Annotated in this window: 15 protein-coding genes and 1 tRNA gene; 6 read left to right on the top strand and 10 right to left on the bottom strand. The window is 70.3% G+C overall.

Translation table 11 applies throughout. The features are described 5' to 3' along the window. Position 1 precedes the first annotated feature (1 nt). Both JOD67_RS27680 and JOD67_RS27675 read right to left on the bottom strand, forming a co-directional pair. Positions 2-658, bottom strand: coding sequence for a LysE family translocator (locus JOD67_RS27680; protein WP_205120634.1), 657 nt, complete (start codon positions 656-658; stop codon positions 2-4). Further along, positions 649-3,069, bottom strand: coding sequence for an ATP-binding protein (locus JOD67_RS27675; protein WP_205120633.1), 2,421 nt, complete (start codon positions 3,067-3,069; stop codon positions 649-651). The genes JOD67_RS27680 and JOD67_RS27675 overlap by 10 nt, the downstream gene beginning before the upstream one ends. A gap of 162 nt (positions 3,070-3,231) precedes the next feature. Between JOD67_RS27675 and JOD67_RS27670 the strand changes: the two genes are divergently transcribed. Beyond that, positions 3,232-3,693, top strand: coding sequence for a hypothetical protein (locus JOD67_RS27670; RefSeq protein ID WP_205120632.1), 462 nt, complete (start codon positions 3,232-3,234; stop codon positions 3,691-3,693). Positions 3,694-3,842: 149 nt separating this feature from the next. On the opposite strand, the gene aceE is transcribed toward JOD67_RS27670, so the two are convergent. Further along, the gene (aceE, locus tag JOD67_RS27665; RefSeq protein WP_205120631.1) at positions 3,843-6,608 is read right to left on the bottom strand and encodes a pyruvate dehydrogenase (acetyl-transferring), homodimeric type; all 2,766 of its coding nucleotides are present in this window, start codon (positions 6,606-6,608) and stop codon (positions 3,843-3,845) included. 155 nt (positions 6,609-6,763) lie between these two features. Between aceE and JOD67_RS27660 the strand changes: the two genes are divergently transcribed. Further along, positions 6,764-7,177, top strand: a complete 414-nt coding sequence (locus JOD67_RS27660) for a YjbQ family protein (RefSeq protein ID WP_205120630.1) — start codon at positions 6,764-6,766, stop codon at positions 7,175-7,177. Here JOD67_RS27660 and JOD67_RS27655 read toward each other — a convergent pair. Beyond that, entirely contained in the window at positions 7,174-7,809 is a 636-nt protein-coding gene (locus JOD67_RS27655; RefSeq protein WP_205120629.1) for a dihydrofolate reductase family protein, read from the bottom strand. The genes JOD67_RS27660 and JOD67_RS27655 overlap by 4 nt on opposite strands. A 109-nt stretch (positions 7,810-7,918) precedes the next feature. Here JOD67_RS27655 and JOD67_RS27650 point away from each other — a divergent pair, with 109 nt between their 5' ends. Next, entirely contained in the window at positions 7,919-8,800 is an 882-nt protein-coding gene (locus JOD67_RS27650; RefSeq protein WP_205120628.1) for a LysR family transcriptional regulator, read from the top strand. Positions 8,801-9,424: 624 nt separating this feature from the next. Here the strand turns inward: JOD67_RS27650 and JOD67_RS27645 are convergent. The 5 genes from JOD67_RS27645 to JOD67_RS27625 form a co-directional block, all read right to left on the bottom strand. Further along, positions 9,425-9,496, bottom strand: a tRNA-Val gene (locus tag JOD67_RS27645). A 44-nt stretch (positions 9,497-9,540) separates the two neighbouring features. Further along, positions 9,541-10,005 (bottom strand): peroxiredoxin, encoded by a 465-nt coding sequence (locus JOD67_RS27640; protein ID WP_307782571.1) that lies wholly within the window; start codon positions 10,003-10,005, stop codon positions 9,541-9,543. Then, on the bottom strand, positions 10,005-10,448 hold the full coding sequence (locus JOD67_RS27635; protein ID WP_205120626.1) for a DUF3052 domain-containing protein: 444 nt from the start codon (positions 10,446-10,448) through the stop codon (positions 10,005-10,007). The genes JOD67_RS27640 and JOD67_RS27635 overlap by 1 nt, the downstream gene beginning before the upstream one ends. 241 nt (positions 10,449-10,689) lie before the next feature. Next, the gene (locus tag JOD67_RS27630; RefSeq protein WP_205120625.1) at positions 10,690-11,379 is read right to left on the bottom strand and encodes a response regulator; all 690 of its coding nucleotides are present in this window, start codon (positions 11,377-11,379) and stop codon (positions 10,690-10,692) included. Beyond that, positions 11,376-12,533, bottom strand: a complete 1,158-nt coding sequence (locus JOD67_RS27625) for a sensor histidine kinase (RefSeq protein WP_205120624.1) — start codon at positions 12,531-12,533, stop codon at positions 11,376-11,378. The genes JOD67_RS27630 and JOD67_RS27625 overlap by 4 nt, the downstream gene beginning before the upstream one ends. A 125-nt stretch (positions 12,534-12,658) precedes the next feature. Here JOD67_RS27625 and JOD67_RS27620 point away from each other — a divergent pair, with 125 nt between their 5' ends. The 3 genes from JOD67_RS27620 to JOD67_RS27610 all read left to right on the top strand — a co-directional run bounded on the left by JOD67_RS27620 (position 12,659) and on the right by JOD67_RS27610 (position 15,827). After that, on the top strand, positions 12,659-13,339 hold the full coding sequence (locus JOD67_RS27620) for a YqeB family protein (protein WP_205120623.1): 681 nt from the start codon (positions 12,659-12,661) through the stop codon (positions 13,337-13,339). Further along, positions 13,336-14,601, top strand: coding sequence for an amidohydrolase family protein (locus tag JOD67_RS27615; protein WP_205120622.1), 1,266 nt, complete (start codon positions 13,336-13,338; stop codon positions 14,599-14,601). The genes JOD67_RS27620 and JOD67_RS27615 overlap by 4 nt, the downstream gene beginning before the upstream one ends. 224 nt (positions 14,602-14,825) lie before the next feature. Beyond that, complete coding sequence (locus JOD67_RS27610) at positions 14,826-15,827, top strand: MFS transporter (RefSeq protein ID WP_372442370.1); 1,002 nt, start codon at positions 14,826-14,828, stop codon at positions 15,825-15,827. Here JOD67_RS27610 and JOD67_RS27605 read toward each other — a convergent pair. After that, the gene (locus tag JOD67_RS27605; protein ID WP_205120621.1) at positions 15,824-17,059 is read right to left on the bottom strand and encodes an MFS transporter; all 1,236 of its coding nucleotides are present in this window, start codon (positions 17,057-17,059) and stop codon (positions 15,824-15,826) included. The genes JOD67_RS27610 and JOD67_RS27605 overlap by 4 nt on opposite strands. Between the last annotated feature and the right edge of the window lie 5 nt (positions 17,060-17,064).

Here is a 17,064-nt window from a genome sequence, read left to right as displayed (position 1 = left end):
ATTAGGGCGCCTTCTCCACCGCGAGGCGGACCCCGAGACCGATGAAGATCCCCCCGATGACGCGTTCCTGGATCCGGCGCACGCGCGGGCGGCGGAGGAACGCCGCGACCCTGCCGATCAAGGTCGCGACCAGGCTCATCCACAAAGCCCCGTTGGCGAAGCTGATCAGCCCGAGCAGCAGCGCCTGGGGGAGCATGGCCGTCGGCCCGCCGCCTACGTCGGCGAACTGCGGCAGGATGCTCAGCCAGAACAGCGCGACCTTCGGGTTCGTCAGGCTGGTGAGTACCCCCAACCCGACGACGCGGACTGCCGACGGCGCGACCACAGGCGCCTCGTCCTCCGCCTCGGACGCGGCCGGCGCTCCCCGCTTCTTCCGCGAAGCGAGGAGCGCGAGCACGCCGAGGACGACGAGGTACGCGGCGCCGAGGTACTTCACGATCTCGAACGCCAGTGCCGACTGGAGCAGGATCGCCGACAGCCCGAGCGCCGCGGCGGAGGCCTGGATGATCTGCCCCGTCGACGTTCCGAGGGCGGTGAGCACGCCGTACCGCGTGCCGTACTTGACCGAGTTGCGCATCACCAGCGCGGTGTCGATGCCCGGCACCATCGTGATGACGAGGTTGATCGCGGCGAACGCGGCGAGCTCACCTACTCCCATGTCGGCCAGGCTAGCCGGCCTGATTCCAAACGCTGCCGGACGGCGGGCGCGTGGGGGCTGCCCATCCGCTCGTACTCCGCCAGCGCGGTGCGCCAGTGCTCGACGGCTTCCGGGCGACGGTCCAGGTCATGCAGCGCGCAGCCGAGGCCGTTGTGCGTACGTGCCGTCTCGGTCGGTGCGCTGACGTCGGTGAGCACGGTGAGCGCCTGCTGGTGAAGTGCGACTGCTGTGCCGGCGGAGCCGGATCGGCGGCGGGCTTCGGCGAGGCCGTTCAACGCCTTCGCGACGATGCGCGGGCTGCCGAGGTCCCGGGCCAGTCGCAGCGCCCGCTCCTGGCAGTCGATGGCTTCGGCGACGGCCCCGAGTGCGGCGCGGGCCGTCCCGAGGTTGCTCAGCGCGTCGGCCTCGCCCTCCCGGTACCCGACCTCGCGGTAGAGGTCCAGGGCACGCAGATGGTGCCGTTCCGCCTCGTCGTACTGCCCGTTCAACCGGTAGGCGCAGCCGAGCTCGTCGATGTCGTTCGCCGCCGCCACCGGGTCGCCCATCGCCTCGTTCATCGCGGCCGCCCGGGTGTGGTGCTCGATCGCGGCGGGGTAGTCACCGACCGAGGTGCTGACCAGCCCGAGGGTGCCCAGCACGGCCGCCACGATCTGCTCGTGATCCGCCTCGAGCGCCAATGCCAGGCAACGATCCAGCTCCTTGGCCGCACGGTCGAACTCGCCCAGCCGCCAGTGCGCGATGCCGACGTTGTGGCTGGCACTCAGCGCGAGGGGATCGTCGCCGCTGGCGCTCGCGAGCTCCCATGCTCGACGGAAGTGCGCGAGCGCCTCGCTGCTCTGTCCGAGCCGGTCGCAGGCGACGCCCAACCTGCGGTAGGCGGTGCTGGCCGCGACGGGATCGTCGGTGCCCGCTGCGTAGCCGTGCAGGAGCTTCGCGTCGTTGTGGAAGCCGCCTCCGTCCAGGTGCCGGGCCAGCGCCGCGGACACCGCCACCGCGAAGTCGTCCCGGCCGAGCTCCACGGCCCGCCTGGCGCCGGCGATCACGTTCGTGCGGTGGGAGCCGAGCCACTCCGACTCGAGGCCGCCGTCCTCCACGCCGGGGATCGCCGCGATCCCGGCCAGGTAGTGGTCGAGCAGCCGGTCGACCGCCGCGGTCCGGACCTCGGGAGGGTCGACGTCCCCGGCCAGCTCGGCGGCGTACTCCCGGAGGAGGTCGTGGAACGTCCATCGCCCCGCGGTCCTCCGCTCCAGCAGGTGCCCGGCGGTGAGCCGGTCGAGCAGCAGGTGCGTCTTGGCGGCGTCGAGCTTCGCGAGCGCGGCCGCTTCCAGGACGTCGAAGTCGTCGCCTGGGTGCAGCGCGAGCGCCCGGAACATCCGCGCCGCGTCCGCGTCCAGCGCGTCGTACGACCACGAGCACACCCCGCGCACGCTCGTCGCCGGATCGCCATCCCTCGCGTCCAGCACATCCAGCCGCGCCGAGACCTCCGCCAGCTCGGCCGCGAGGTCGGCGAGGGACACGAACCCGTGGTCCCGGACGGCGCGATCGCTGACGATGCTGACCGCCAGTGGCAGCCAACCGCACCGTTCGGCGATCTCCGCCGCGGCTTGCGCCTCGCGCTCGACGCGGTCGGCACCGATCGACCGGGCCAGCAGTTCGGTCGCCTCGCCCGGTTCGAGCGGGCCGACGCTGACGCGTCGTGCGCCCTCGCGGGTGGCCAAGCCGCGGAGCTCGTCTCGACTTGTCACGACGACGAAGCATTCGGGTACGGGTGGCAGCAGCGGCCGCACCTGCTCGGCGGAACGCGCGTTGTCGAGCACGATCAGGAGCTGTCGTCCGGCGAGCAGGCTGCGGTACAACGCCGCGCTCGCCTCGAGTGTGCTCGGCACGCCGTCCACGTCAGGCCCCAGCTGGCGGATCCAGCCGTCGAGCACGGCCCACGGATCGGCCGGCGGTGTCGGCCCGAATCCGTGCAGGTCGACGTAGAGCTGGCCATCGGGGAATCGGTCGCGGACCCGGTGCCCCCAGCGGACGGCCAACGCGGTCTTCCCTGCGCCCGCCGCGCCATCGATGATCACGATCGTCGGGCCGGCGGCCAGCTCGCTGTCCAGCCGGTCGAGCTGGCTGGCCCGGCCGGTGAACGTGGCCCTGGCCGGTGGCAGCTGCGCCGGGCGAACTCCGTCCGGCATCGTCGTACCCCGCCGGTAGTGCGCGATCAGCTCGTCGCGGCGGCCCGGATCGAGACCGAGCGCCGTGGCGAGCGCCTCCAGCGACGCGCGGCGCGGCCGACTGACCCGGCCGCGCTCGATGTTGCTGATGTTGCGGACGCTCAGCCCCGCTCGTTCGGCCAGCTCTTCCTGGGTGAGCCCGGCGACCCGCCGCGCCTCGGCGAGAGCAGACCTCGTGCCATCCATAAGACCCCCGACCCTCGCGCGGATTGTAGGCCGTGGAGCCCACGGTGCGGAAAGTTGCCGGTCAAGCTGCCGGTTCACTTCGTGGTGTTTCGGCCGGGCTCACGGTTCGATCCTTACCGGTCTCGCCGACGTTCGGGGGCCTCGTCTAGTGGAGGGACAACGATGGTGAAGTTCGGTTGGAAGAAGGTGGTGGGTACGGCCATGGCCGCGCTCACGCTGGGGACTGGCTTGGTCGGACTGAGCGCCGGCAGCGCCTCGGCCGCGGTGGTGGGCAAGGTCTGCGACGGCTGGGCGGTCGTCACCTGCACCAAGATCGTGCCGCAAGGTGGGCACAACGTCATCGCGCGCGCGACCATCACCGACCGCGACGGCGGCGAAGACTTCAAGGTCAAGGTCGAGTACCTCCACATGCAGCGACGGGTGAACGGCGGCGCGTGGGCGAACGTCAAGTGGAACCAGGACCTTGGCGACGGCTGGCGGGACGAGTGGGACGGCGCCGACACCAGCGTGTACACGTGCGGGCCCAACACCGAGGTGCGCTCCGTCGCCACGTTCACCTGGACGGGTGACCAACCCGAGAAGCAGTACGGCAAGATCACTCCCTGCGGCCCCCGCCGGCCGTAGAACCCGGTGATCATGTACGTGATCATGAAGCCAAACCCGTGCCATGCGCCGGTTTCCCTTCATGATCACGGACATGATCACTCGCCAGACGCGGACCGGCTCCCACTCGAAGACGAGTGGGAGCCGGTCTCAGCTTGTTCGGGCGATGCTCAGGCGTCGCCGCCTTCTTGGGCGACGTCGCGGACCGCCGTCGGGTCGTCGATCTGGTAGCGCTTCACCGCTTCGGCGACCGTCTCCGCCTTCACCTCGCCCCGGCGGGCCAGTGCCGCCAACGTGCCGACGACGACGGATGGGGCGTCGACGTTGAAGTACCGGCGTGCCGCGGGCCGGGTGTCCGCTAAGCCCCAGCCGTCCGTGCCCAGCGACGTGTAGTCGTTCGGAACCCAGCGCGCGATCTGGTCCGGCACCGCCCGCATCCAGTCCGACACCGTGACCACCGGGCCGGGCGTGCCGGTCAGCTTCGCGGTGATGTACGGGACCTGCTGGTCCTCGTCCGGGTGCAGGAGGTTCCAGCGCTCGGCGTTGACCGCGTCGCGCCGCAGCTCGTTCCACGACGTCACCGACCACACGTCGGCCGCCACGCCCCACTCCTCGTACAGCAGCCGCTGCGCGTCCAGCGCCCACGGCATGCCCACGCCCGAGGCGAGCAGCTGTGCCCGCGGCGTCCGCTCGTCCGCTTCGCCGTCGAACGGCGCGTACAGGTGGATGCCGTGCAGGATCCCGTCCACATCGACGTTCTCCGGCTCGACCGGCTGCGAGATCGGCTCGTTGTAGACCGTCAGGTAGTAGAAGATGTCCTCGCCGTGCGGGTGTTCCTCGGTCGCCCCGTACATCCGCTGCAAGGCGTCCTTGACGATGTGCGCGACCTCGAAACCGAACGCCGGGTCGTACGACACCGCCGCCGGGTTGGTCGACGCGAGCAGCTGCGAGTGCCCGTCCGCGTGCTGCAGGCCCTCACCGGTCAACGTCGTCCGGCCTGCCGTCGCGCCGATCAGGAACCCGCGCCCCAGCTGGTCGCCGTACGCCCACATGAAGTCGCCGGTCCGCTGGAACCCGAACATCGAGTAGAAGATGTAGACCGGGATCATCGGCTCGCCGTGCGTCGCGTACGACGTGCCCGCCGCCAGCACCGAGCCCATCGCGCCGGCCTCGGAGATGCCCTCGTGCAGCAGCTGGCCCTTCTCCGACTGCTTGTACGACAGCAGCAGCTTGCGGTCGACACCCTCGTACGTCTGCCCGAACGGGTCGTAGATCTTGGCCGTCGGGAACATCGAGTCCATGCCGAACGTACGGAACTCGTCCGGCGCGATCGGCACGAACCGCGGCCCGATCTCGGGGTCCTTCATCAGGTCCTTGAGCAGCCGGACGAAGGCCATCGTCGTCGCGACCTTCTGCTTGCCCGACCCGCGTTTGAGCTCGGAGTACGCGGGGTCGCCCGGCAGCTTGAGCATCTTCGGGCGTACTCGCCGCTCCGGCAGGAACCCGCCGAGCTGACGGCGACGTTCGCGCATGTACGCGATCTCGTCGGAGTCCGCGCCCGGGTGGTAGTACGGCGGCAGGTCGTTCTCGTCGATCGCCTTGTCGGAGATCGGGAGGTAGAGCCGGTCGCGGAAGCGCTTGACGTCGTCCTTGGTCAGCTTCTTCATCTGGTGGGTCGCGTTGCGGCCCTCCAGCGACTCGATCGTCCAGCCCTTGATCGTGTGGGCGAGGATGACGGTCGGCTGACCGACGTGCTCACGCGCGGACTTGAACGCCGCGTACACCTTGCGATAGTCGTGCCCGCCGCGCGACAGCTTGCGCAGGTCGTCGTCGGTGAGCCCCTCGACCATCTTGCGCAGCCGCGGGTCGGCGCCGAAGAAGTTCTCCCGGATGTACGCGCCGGTCTCGACGGAGTACGTCTGGAACTGGCCGTCCGGCGTCGTGTTCATCTTGTTCACGAGCACGCCGTCGACGTCCTGGGCGAGCAGCGGGTCCCAGTCGCGACCCCAGATCACCTTGATCACGTTCCAGCCCGCGCCGCGGAAGAACGACTCGAGCTCCTGGATGATCTTGCCGTTGCCGCGGACCGGGCCGTCGAGCTGCTGCAGGTTGCAGTTGACGATGAACGTGAGGTTGTCGAGCTCCTCGCGCGCGGCGACACCGATCGCGCCGAGCGACTCGACCTCGCTCATCTCACCGTCGCCGAGGAACGCCCACACGTGCTGGTCGGACGTGTCCTTGATGCCGCGGTTCTGCAGGTAGCGGTTGAACCGAGCCTGGTAGATCGAGTCGACCGCGGTGAGCCCCATCGACACCGTGGGGAACTCCCAGAAGTTCGGCATCAGCCGCGGGTGCGGGTAGCTCGACAGGCCGCCGCCGAGGCCGTGCGAGACCTCCTGGCGGAACGCGTTCAGGTGGTCCTCGGTGAGCCGGTCCTCGAGGAACGCGCGGGCGTAGATGCCGGGGGAGGCGTGGCCCTGGAAGAAGACCGCGTCGCCGCCGCCGGGGTGGTCCTTGCCGCGGAAGAAGTGGTTGTAGCCGACCTCGTACAGGCTCGCCGCGGACTGGTACGTGGCGATGTGGCCGCCGACCTCCAGGCCCTTGCGGTTGGCGCGCGAGACCATGATCGCGGCGTTCCAGCGGATGTACGCGCGGATGCGGCGCTCGACGTACTCGTCGCCGGGGAACCAGGGTTCCTTGTCGGGCGGGATCGTGTTCAGGTAGTCGGTGCTCCGCAACGCGGGCACGCCGACCTGCTTCTCCCGGGCGCGCTCGAGCAGCCGCAGCATCAGGTAGCGCGCACGTTCCTGTCCGCGCTCGTCGAGGACGGCATCAAGCGATTCGATCCACTCACGGGTCTCGTCAGGATCGATGTCTGGGAGCTGGGTGGGGAGACCATCTGTGATGATGGGCCTACGCTCTGCTCCGGAAGCCACGGCGGTCCCTCTTTCTCGTCGTTCTCTCTCGCTCCCATACTCTCCCGTCGGCGCGACAACGTCACGTCCGTGTGCGGAGCGCGGGCGAGGGCGGCACCCACCCTATGCGGTGGGGGTCGACGACGCCGACCCGACGCTCGCTAGCCTCGGCGGTCATGCGTAGCTCACTGGTGTCGGTCCGAACGGGTTCGAGCGAACGTGTCGTGGATCTCACCGGGGAGTGCGAACGGTTCCTCGCTGGCGCCGCTTCGGGTGGCGACGGGCTGCTGCACGTCTTCGTCCCGCACGCGACGGCGGGGGTGGCGATCATCGAGACGGGCGCGGGGTCGGACTCCGATCTGCTGGCGGTGTTGCGCGATGTGCTGCCGCCGTCGTTCGGCTGGTCGCACCGGCACGGGTCGCCCGGGCACGGCCGCGACCACGTGCTGCCGGCGTTCGTCGCCCCGTACGCGACGTTGCCGGTGCTGGGCGGGCGGCTGGAGCTCGGGACCTGGCAGCGGGTGTGCCTGGTGGACACGAACGTCGACAACCCCGAGCGCGGAGTGCGGCTCTCGTTCCTCGCTGGCTAGGCCTTGCGCGTGAAAGTCACGTGGGTGACGCCGCTGGGCGAGGGTGTCGACTCGATCACGTAGTCCTTCTCGATGCCCTCGATGTCCTCGCCCCACAGGCGTACGCCCCGCCCGAGCAGGATCGGGACCACCACGAGGTGCATGTGGTCGATGAGCCCGGCGGCGAGGAACGCGCGGATCACTGTGGCTCCGCCGCCGATGCGTACGTCCTTGCCGTCGGCCGCCTTGCGGGCGGTCTCGAGCGCCTCGGCGGGCGTCGTGTCGAGGAAGTGGAACGTCGTGCCGCCCTCCATCTCGATCGGCTCGCGCTGGTGGCGGGTGAGGACGAAGACCGGGGTGTGGAACGGCGGGTTGGGCCCCCACGCGCCCTTCCAGTCGGGGTCGTCCTCCCACCCGGGGTGACCCCACTTGCCGGCGCCCATGATCTCCGCGCCGATCTTGACGTCGGTGTCGCGTACGAAGACGTTGTCGACCCCGCGACTGCCGCTCGTCCGCTGCCAGGACTGGGTGCCGAACATCCACTGGTGCAGCCGGTCGCCGGCATGGCCGAAGTGGAGCTCCTTGCTCTGCCCGAAGCCGGTGCCGAAGCCGTCGAGGGAGATGGCGAAGTTGTGGACGCGTGCGAGCGACATGGCGTTGGAGCTCTTTTCCTCGGAGGGCGTCGAACCTTCCGATCATGGCCGCGCCCTGTGATGTCGTCCAATGCCAAATCGGAACGGTTTTCATAGATAAACTTGATCTGTGCTCAACGTGACTCGCTTGAAGGTGCTGGACGCGGTTGCCCGCCATGGATCGGTGACAGAAGCGGCGAAAGAGCTGCATTACTCCCAGCCATCGGTGAGTCACCATCTCGGTCGCCTGGAGGTCGCGACCGGGGCGAAGCTCGTTCAGCGGGTGGGGCGCGGGATCCGGCTGACTCCCGAGGGGGAGCTGCTGGCGCAGCGGGCGACCGAGATCCTGGGTCGGTTGGACGCGGCCGCCGTCGAGCTGGCGGCGCGGGTGGGGCTGCGGGCGGGACGCGTACGGCTGGCGGGCTTTCAGACCGTCCTCAGCACGCTGGTGCCGAAGGCGGCCACGGAGCTGTCCCAGCTGTATCCGGGCATCGAGCTGAACCTCGTCGACGCGCACCCCGCGGTGGGCTTGGACCTGCTCCGTGCCGGCAAGGTGGACGTGGCGCTGATCTTCAGCCACACGGGCGCGCCGCTGGAGGAGGAGGGGTTTCGGCTCACGCACCTGCTGGACGACCCGCTGTACCTGGTCAGCAACGCACCGGACCAGCGACTGGAGGACCACCGCGACTCCGCCTGGGTGGGCGGCTGCGAGCACTGCCGAGCCGCCACCGTCACGGCGTGCGAGCCGGCCGGCTTCTCGCCGCGGTTCGCGTTCTTCTGCGACGACACGGTGGTGTCCCAAGCCCTGGTGTCCGCGGGGCTGGGCGTGGCGATCCTGAACGGACTGGCCCTACAGGCCCACGAGGCGCCCGGCATCCACGCCACCCTGCTGCCCGACACCCCGCGGAAGATCTACGCCGCAACCTACGGCGACCCACCCGACCCGCCGGCCACCACTGCGTTGCTCGAGATCCTGACCGCCCAGCGCCAGGCGTCGTTGGCAGGCGCCTGAGCCGCTGAGCGTTTCGAATGAGGGCGCCCCTGTAGCGATCTATTCGATAGAGGGCGTCCCTCATTCGAAACGTCGGGGGCAGCTCGGCCGCCAGGGAGGGGAGTGCTTTGGATGAAGGGCACCTTCATCCAAACCTATTGGATGAAGGTGCCCTTCATCGAAGCAGTGGGAGTGGTGGCGAAGGGGATGGGGCGCGGCGAGAGTTGGCGCGAGCTGGTCGACGGGGAGTGACAGGCGCGGGGACCTGGCAGGGAGTCGATCAGGCGCCACGTCGATCTCGTCCATGCGCATTTCCGGTCGCGGCGGAGCTAGTCAAGGGCCGCGCAGCGGTCGCGAAGCGACGCTGCCCCGTCTGCGAAGCCGCCGCGGCGCCCTTTACTCGCTCCGCCGCGACCGGACAATGGCGGACGAGATGACGAGGCGGAGCACCCACTCCGCCGCGTGCGGGTGCCCTCCGTCAGCCACCACGCTCGGTGGTGGCGGCTTCCGGGGGCCGAGGACGACTCGTCTGGCCGAAGGCCGCCCCGGTCGCCGCAGGGCCACCCGCCGCCACCGAGCACTGTGACCCGAAGCCGCGAAGGCCGCCCGCGGCCGCCGCGTGCGAGCGGTCACCATAAGCAACGGTGGGGCCGGACGGTATCGAACCGCCGACACTCGCGGTGTAAACGCGATGCTCTACCACTGAGCTACGGCCCCGGGGAGGTGGACCAGACGTTCGGTCCGAGGCGCAATCGTACAGGTCAGCCCTCGACCGATCCCAACGCGGCCAGCAGCTCGGAGATCGAGCGGGCGTCGGCCAAGGCGTTCACCACCTGCCAGCGCACCACGCCCGCGCGATCGAGCACGAACGTCCCCCGCAGTGCGCAGCCGCGTTCGGCGTCGAAGACCCCGAAAGCGCGCGCAACCGCACCGTGCGGCCAGAAGTCCGACAGCAACGGAAACCGAAGGCCCTCAGCGTCCCCGAACACCCGCAGCGCGAACATCGAGTCGCACGACACCGCCACCAGCGACGCCGCCGCCGACAGAGACGGCAGCGAGTCCCGCAGGGCGTGCAGCTCCCGGGTGCAGACGCCCGTGAAGGCGAACGGATAGAAGACGACGACCACTGGTCGTTCGTCCAGAAGCGAGGCCAATGAGACCTCGCCGCCGTGCTGGTCACGAAGGGTGAAGTCCGGCGCGGTCGATCCGACCGCCAGACCGGGCACTACCGCTTCGGATCGCGCCGGGCCCGGGGCAGTGCCAGCCGCGTACCGGACCATTCCGGCGCCACCGGCACACTCGAGGTGGTCGAAAGCCCAGCGGTGGGCGCAGCCTCAGCGATGTCGCTCGGGTCGACGTGGCCATCGCGGCCGACCTTGGGCGTCAGCAGCCAGATCACGCCGCCGTCGCCGGTGAGGTACGTCGTGGTGCCGATCAACGCGTCGACCAGATCGCCGTCCTCGTCACGCCACCACAACACGACCGCGTCGACGACCTCGCCATAGTCGTCGTCGACCAGTTCGTTCCCGGTGATCTCCTCGATCGACTGGCGGAGCTCCTCATCGGAGTCCTCGTCCCAGCCAATCTCCTGCACCACCTGGCCCTGCTGAAATCCCAGCCGCTCGGCCGGCCCAGACTGGCCTGCGGCCTCGCCTGCGGTCGCACTCACGACGTCCGTCCTCCTGACTCTCACTCGCACTGGCGGCTTGCCGGTCCCGCCCGGTGTTGGCGTAGTCCAGCGTGCCGAGCCTCTCCTACGCAAGCTGACGGAGTGTCGCGCCTGGCCCCATCCCCTGCGTTGGGTGTGACCTAGGGTGGCAGACAGGCAGCCCTCGATGAAGGAGAACCGGACGTTTCGGCGCGGCCTGTCGCTAAACGTATCGGCTTCAGTGCCGATCCAGGCCTACGCATCAGCCCTCCAGCTCCGCGTCGAGCAGGCCGGCGTCGTGGGCGAGGAGGGCGATCTGAACGCGGTTGTTCAGCTCCAACTTGGCCAGAATGCGCGAGATGTGCGTTTTCACCGTCGGCACCGACAGGTACAGCTCGGCGGAGATCTCGGCGTTCGCCTTGCCCTGACCCACCGCGACGGCGATCTCGCGTTCGCGCGGGTTCAACCCGGAAAGTCTGCTCCGGGCCTCGGCGCGTCGCGCGTCGGCCGGCGACGAGGCGACCCGCGCGATCAACCGCGCGGTCACGGCCGGCGACAGGACGGGCTGCCCAGCCGCCACCCGGCGGACCGCCTCGACGATCTCCGCGGGCGGCGTGTCCTTCAGTACGAAGCCGGAAGCCCCCGCCCGCAGCGCCCGCAGGACGTGTTCGTCCGCGTCGAACGTGGTCAGGACGATCACCTCGGGCGCCGAGGGCCGCGCACGCAGCGTCTCCGTCGCCGCCAGCCCGTCCATCGTCGGCATCCGGATGTCCATCAGCACCACGTCGGGCGACAGCGACGCGACGAGCGGCAGTACCTCCGAGCCGTCGCCGGCCTCACCCACGACGAGCAGGTCGGGCGCGCCGCCGAGCATCATCGTCAGCCCGGCACGCAGCAACGGGTCGTCGTCGACGATCAGTACGCGCGTGACCGTCTCGGCAGCCCCTGTCATGCCGGCCAGGGTAGCCAGCCCGCGAGCCGGAACCCGCCATCGGCGGTCGGCCCGTACTCCAGCCGCCCCGCGGCCAGCGCCGCACGCTCGGCCAGTCCGAGCAATCCCTGCCCCGACCCGGCGCCCGGCGCGGACGCCTCAGCAGCCGGGTTCTGCACCTCCACCGACAATCCCGTCCCCGGCGACCCGGAGAGCAGGATGGTCACCGGCGCAAGCGGTGCGTGCTTCCGCGCGTTCGTCAACCCCTCTTGAACGATCCGGTACGCCGTCCGCCCCAGCCCGTCCGGCACCGTCCCCGACACCGATGAACGCAGCTCGACCACCGACCCCGACTGCGAAGCCTCCGTCACCAGCCGGTGCACGTCCGCCAACGTCGGCGTCGGCAGCTCACCCGCCACCGGCGCCCGCAGTACGCCGATCACCTCGCGCAGGTCCTGCAACGCCTGGTGTGCGCTCGCCCGGATCACCCCAGCCGCCTTGGCGATCTCCGCCGGCGGCGCATCGGGCCGGAACTCCAGAGCCCCCGCGTGCACGCTCAACAGCGACAGCCGGTGCCCGAGAACGTCGTGCATCTCCCGCGCGATGTCCTCGCGCGCCCGGGCCTGCGACTGCTCCGCCCGCAGCTTCGCCTCCGCCTCGGCCCGTACGGCACGTTCCTCCAACGTCAGAACGAGCTGCCGCCGATGCCGGATGAACAGCCCCCACCCCACGACGCCGAACGTCAGCACCGCGTTGAACGCCACCACCACACCGAGCGGTTCGTCCGGCTGCGGCCCGACGAAGCTGTAGACGACGAGGAACGTCGCGAACCCCGCCATGCTCGCACCGGCCACCAGCAAGGTCGTCTTGACAGGCCGATAGAGCGCCACCGTGAACAACGCGACCAGCTGCGCGCCGTCGATCACGTCGCCGATCGACGACAACGGGATCAGCGCGATCGCGATGCCGACCGGCCAACGACGGCGGAACCAGATCGCTGCCAGGCCCACGATCCCGAGGATCTGCTCGAAGAACAGGACCGACTCGGGGACGCCCTCCTCCTCGAGGATGCCCAACCAGACCACGCCGTACGCCGCCGCGAGCGCGAACAGGCCGAAGTCCGTGGCCCAGTCACGCCAACCGCGGCGGCGGCGCGACGGCACGGTCTCGGTCATGTGGGGAAACCTACCCGCGTCCGCCGCACCCGCGACGAATGTCGCCCAGCCCCAATACTTTGGTCAACGCGATCAATGCCGACGGACGATGCCGGCCCACCCCCCATGTTCCTAGCGTGGACGACATGAGCAAGACCGTCGTGTCCCAACCCACCTGGATCTATCCCGTGGGCTTCGTCGGCCTCGCCGCGCTCGGTGTTGGCGCGGGCATCGGGCTGAAGGCGATCGCCGGCTGGGTGGTGTCGCTGCCCTGGGCGCCGTTCCAGGGCCCGTTCGAGGCGCTGGAACGGATTCCCGAGCCGTACACCTCGATCGGCCTGCCGATCGTCGGCGGCCTGGCCGGAGTCGTCCTCGCGGTACTCATAGCCTGGGATCTCGCCAAGCTGACCGTCACCGACGCCGACGTGGCGATCTCCCGCGCAGGTGAGGGACGTACATTCGCGCGGGCCGCGGTCGGCGCGGTGTTCCTCGACGCCAAGCACCTCGTGCTGCTCGGCACGAAGGGCGACGAACTCGTCCGCGAGGCGGTGGACCTTGACAAGGCGAGGTTGACAGAGGCGTTCACCGGGCACAGATTCCCTTGGCGTGAAGGGGATCCGTACGAAGACGACTTCCGTATGTGGATCGAGGATACGGAGGACATCCCCGCCGGCGCCAATGCGCTGCTCCGAGCGAGAGAACGCGCGGTCGACCACGGGGACAAGTCGTACGCGAGCGAGATCCGCACCGAGCTCGCCAAGCTCGGCGTCGTCGTCCGCGACTGGAACAAGCGCCAGTACTGGCGCCTCACGAGGGGATTGAGATGAGACAGCTGTCCCGCAGGCACGTGCTCGCGATGCTGCCCACCGCGGCACTGCCGCTCGCCGCGAGCGCGAGGGACGCGTGGGCCAGGCCGAGGCGGAACACGTTCGCGATCACCGACGTCCGCGTCTTCGACGGCCGTCGCGTGATCGAGCGCGGCACCGTCCACGTCGTCGGCGGTCGCATCGCCGGCGTCGGCAGGTGCCGGTTGCCGAACGGGACGCACGTGTACGAAGGCGCCGGCAGGACCGTGCTGCCCGGGCTGATCGACTCCCACGTCCACTCCTACGACGAGGCCGGCCGCGACGCCCTGCGCTTCGGTGTGACGACTGAGCTCGACATGTTCGGCGACCCGTCCGTGCTCGCCGAGGCGAGGCGCGACCGCCGTTCGACCAGGAAGCTCGAGCGCGCGGACCTGTGGTCGGCGGGCATCGGCGTCACCGTTCCCGGCGGTCACCCGCGGGCCCAGGACATCCCGCGCCTCACCCCCGACGACGACCCGTACGCGTTCGTCGCCGCGCGGGTACGCGAGGGCTCGGACTACATCAAGGTCGTCCTGGAGCGCCGCGCCGACTTCAAGACGCTCACGCCGGAGCAGGCGAAGGCCGTCGTCACCGCCGCCCACCGGCACCGCCGGATGGCGGTCGCGCACGCGGAGTGGACCGGCGACGCGAGCACGGCGCTCGACGTGGGCGTCGACGGGATCGTGCACGCGATCTCCGACCAGCAGATCGACGACACCTGGGTGCGGCAGTTCCGCCGGAACCGCACGTTCATGGTCCCGACGCTGTCGGTGTACGACTGCGGCGCCGGCGCGGACTCGCTGATGGCCGACGAACGGGTCGCGCCGTACCTCTCCGAGACCCAGTACGACACGTTGTTGCAGCGCAACCCGCGCTGCAACGGTGGCTGGCTCGTCGACGCCCAGGCGAACGTGGGCAAGCTGCACCGCGCCGGCGTACCCATCGCCGCCGGCACCGACGCGCTGATGCCGGGCACCGCGTCCGGCGCGAGCATGATCGCCGAGCTCGCCCTCCTGGTCGGCGCCGGTCTCTCCCCGGTCGAGGCGCTCGCGGCCGGAACGTCCACGCCGGCAAGGCTGTTCGGCCTGGGGGACCGCGGCCGCCTGGCGCTTGGCCGCAAGGCCGACCTGCTCCTCGTCGACGGCGACCCGACGCGCGACATCGACGACCTCCGCAACGTCGCGAGGATCTGGAAGAACGGTTACCAGGTCGACCGCACCCCACCGCCTCCCACGGAGGACTGAGATCATGGAGGCTTGACGGAGGGATCGGAACCGAAGCCGGTGCGGCGTGACGTGATCGCCGCGCTGGCGGTGACGACCACGATCGGGTACGGCGTTCTCTACTACGCCTTCGCGCCGATCCTCGACCCGATGGCGGCCGAGCTCCGCATCTCCACCACGGTCGCGGCGGGCGCGCTGACGCTCGCGATCCTCGTCACCGCGGTCATGTCGATCCCGGTCGGGCGCTGGCTCGACAGCCGCGGCGGACACGGGCTGATGACCGGGGGGGGGGGGGGGGGGGGGGGGGGGCGGTCCTCGGCGCGGTCGCCGTTCTCGCCTGGTCGCAGGTGCAGAACGTGGCCCAGCTGTACGGCGCGTTCGCGCTCGTCGGCCTCGCGTCCGCGATGCTGCTGTACCACCCGGCGTTCGCGGTGGTCGTCGCGATCACCGCGCCCGAGCGGCGGGCGAACGCGCTGCTCACGATCACGCTCGTCGGCGGGCTCGCGAGCACGATCTTCATCCCGCTCACCGGCCTGCTCATCGAGGAGTTCGGCTGGCGCGACGCGCTGCTGGTGCTCGCCGCGATCGTCGCCGGCCTCAGCGTTCCGCTGCACGCGATCGCGCTGCGCCGTACCCGCGCGCCGCGCACCGACCGGCACCACAAGGCGTCCTCGCCGAAACGCGTCCTGTCCGACGCCGGCTTCTGGCTGCTCGTGGTCGCGTTCGTCCTGCAGAACGCCGGCCAGTCGGTGCTGGCCGTCTACCTGGTCACGTACCTCACCCGACTCGGGCACGCCGCGACCGTCGCCGCCACGCTCGCCGGCCTGCTCGGCTTGCTGTCGGTCACCGGACGCGTGCTCACCACGCTGGCGATGAAGCGCTGGTCGATCGCCGCGATCACCGCCGGCGTGTTCGCCGTCCAGGGCGTCGCGACCGCCCTGCTGCCCGTCGCCGGCCGCTCGACCGCCGGCGCGGCGGCGTGCATCGTGCTCTTCGGGTTCGGCTTCGGCATCTCCGCGATCGCGATCCCGGCGATCCTGATCGACCGGTACGGCACGCCCGGGTACGGAACGATCGCCGGCACGCTCGGCACCCCGGTCTCGCTCTCCCGAGCCCTCGCTCCCCTCGGCGGCGCCCTGCTCGCGGCGGCCCTCGGCTACGACGCCCTCATCCTGATCGCCGGCCTCGCCACCATCGCCTCCGGCCTCAGCATCGCCTGCCTGCGCTGGCTACCCAGCAGGCCCTAACCGCCTCGTTCGCTCTCCGCCAGCGCCGCCTTCGCGGCCTCGTCCTCCCCGCGCAGGGACAGCGCGAGGATCAGTGCCGCGAGACCGGAGGCGCCGGCGGCGGCCCAGAAGATCGGGCCGAGGTGGTCCGAGCCGAGGCCGCCGAACAGGCTGCCCACGATGCGGCCGGATCCCATCACCAGCATCGAGTACAGCCCCTGCGTGGTGTGCCGGATCTTGTCGGGCGCGCGCCGGTCCAGGATCACCCGCGCCGCGACCATCGAGCAGACGATCACCGCGCCGTGCACGATCTGCGTACCGACCACGACGCCCGCGGTCGGCACCGCCGCCAGCAGCACCAGCCGCAGGGCGCCCACCGCGCAGCCGACGACCATCAGCCAGCGCCAGCCGAGCCACTTCACCAGCACGCCGAACGCCGCCATGTACGCGAGCTCGATCAGCACGCCGAGGTTGACGACCAGCCCCAGCCAGCGCGCCGGGATCCCCGCCTCCTCGGTCGCGAGCAGCGGGTAGTACGTCGAGTACGCCGCGATCGACACCTGCAGCAGGAACATCGCGACCATGAACCACGCCGTGTCCGGCCGCTTCAGCAGCTCACCGGCCGCGCGGCCGAGCGTACGCATCGAGGTGAGCAGACCCTCGCCTCGTTCGTGCGCCGGCTCGGTCGCCGGGAGCCAGAACGTGACGACCAGCCCGACGATCGCCAATCCCGCTGCCAGCAAGGGCAAACGGCCCATCGACCCCTGCTGGTCGAGCAGGAAGAACAGCAGGACGCCGGGCACCATGAAGCCGAACGTGCCCCAGATCCGCACCTTGTGATAGCTCACCTGCGCGATCCCCGGCACGGCGCGCTGGGTCGCGAAGAACACACCGTCCAGCAACGGGCGAACGGGTTCGCGAACGACGTTGAACGCCAGGTACAGCACGAGAATCCACACGAAGCCGCTGCTGAACGTCAACCCCACGAGGATCACCGCGGACAGCAGGAGCAGCGCGAGCAGCAGCCGGTCGGCGCGGAAGTACGCGTCGGCCAGGAACGTGACCGGCGACGGCGACAGCACCGCCGCGGCGCCGGCGACGGCGAACACGATCCCGATCTCCGCCGCGGACAGCCCGTGCTCGGTCGCGAGGAACAACGACATGAACGGCAACAGCGCGCCGTCCACGGCGTAGATCGTGACGTAGTTCGACTTGATGACGGTGAGCGGCCGCCGTTGGAGCCAGCCGCTCACCGTAG

Source organism: Tenggerimyces flavus (assembly GCF_016907715.1).
GTDB classification, from domain to species: Bacteria; Actinomycetota; Actinomycetes; order Propionibacteriales; family Actinopolymorphaceae; genus Tenggerimyces; species Tenggerimyces flavus.
Note: the sequence above shows the minus strand (reverse complement) of the source record. Positions and strands in the feature narration are given on the sequence as shown.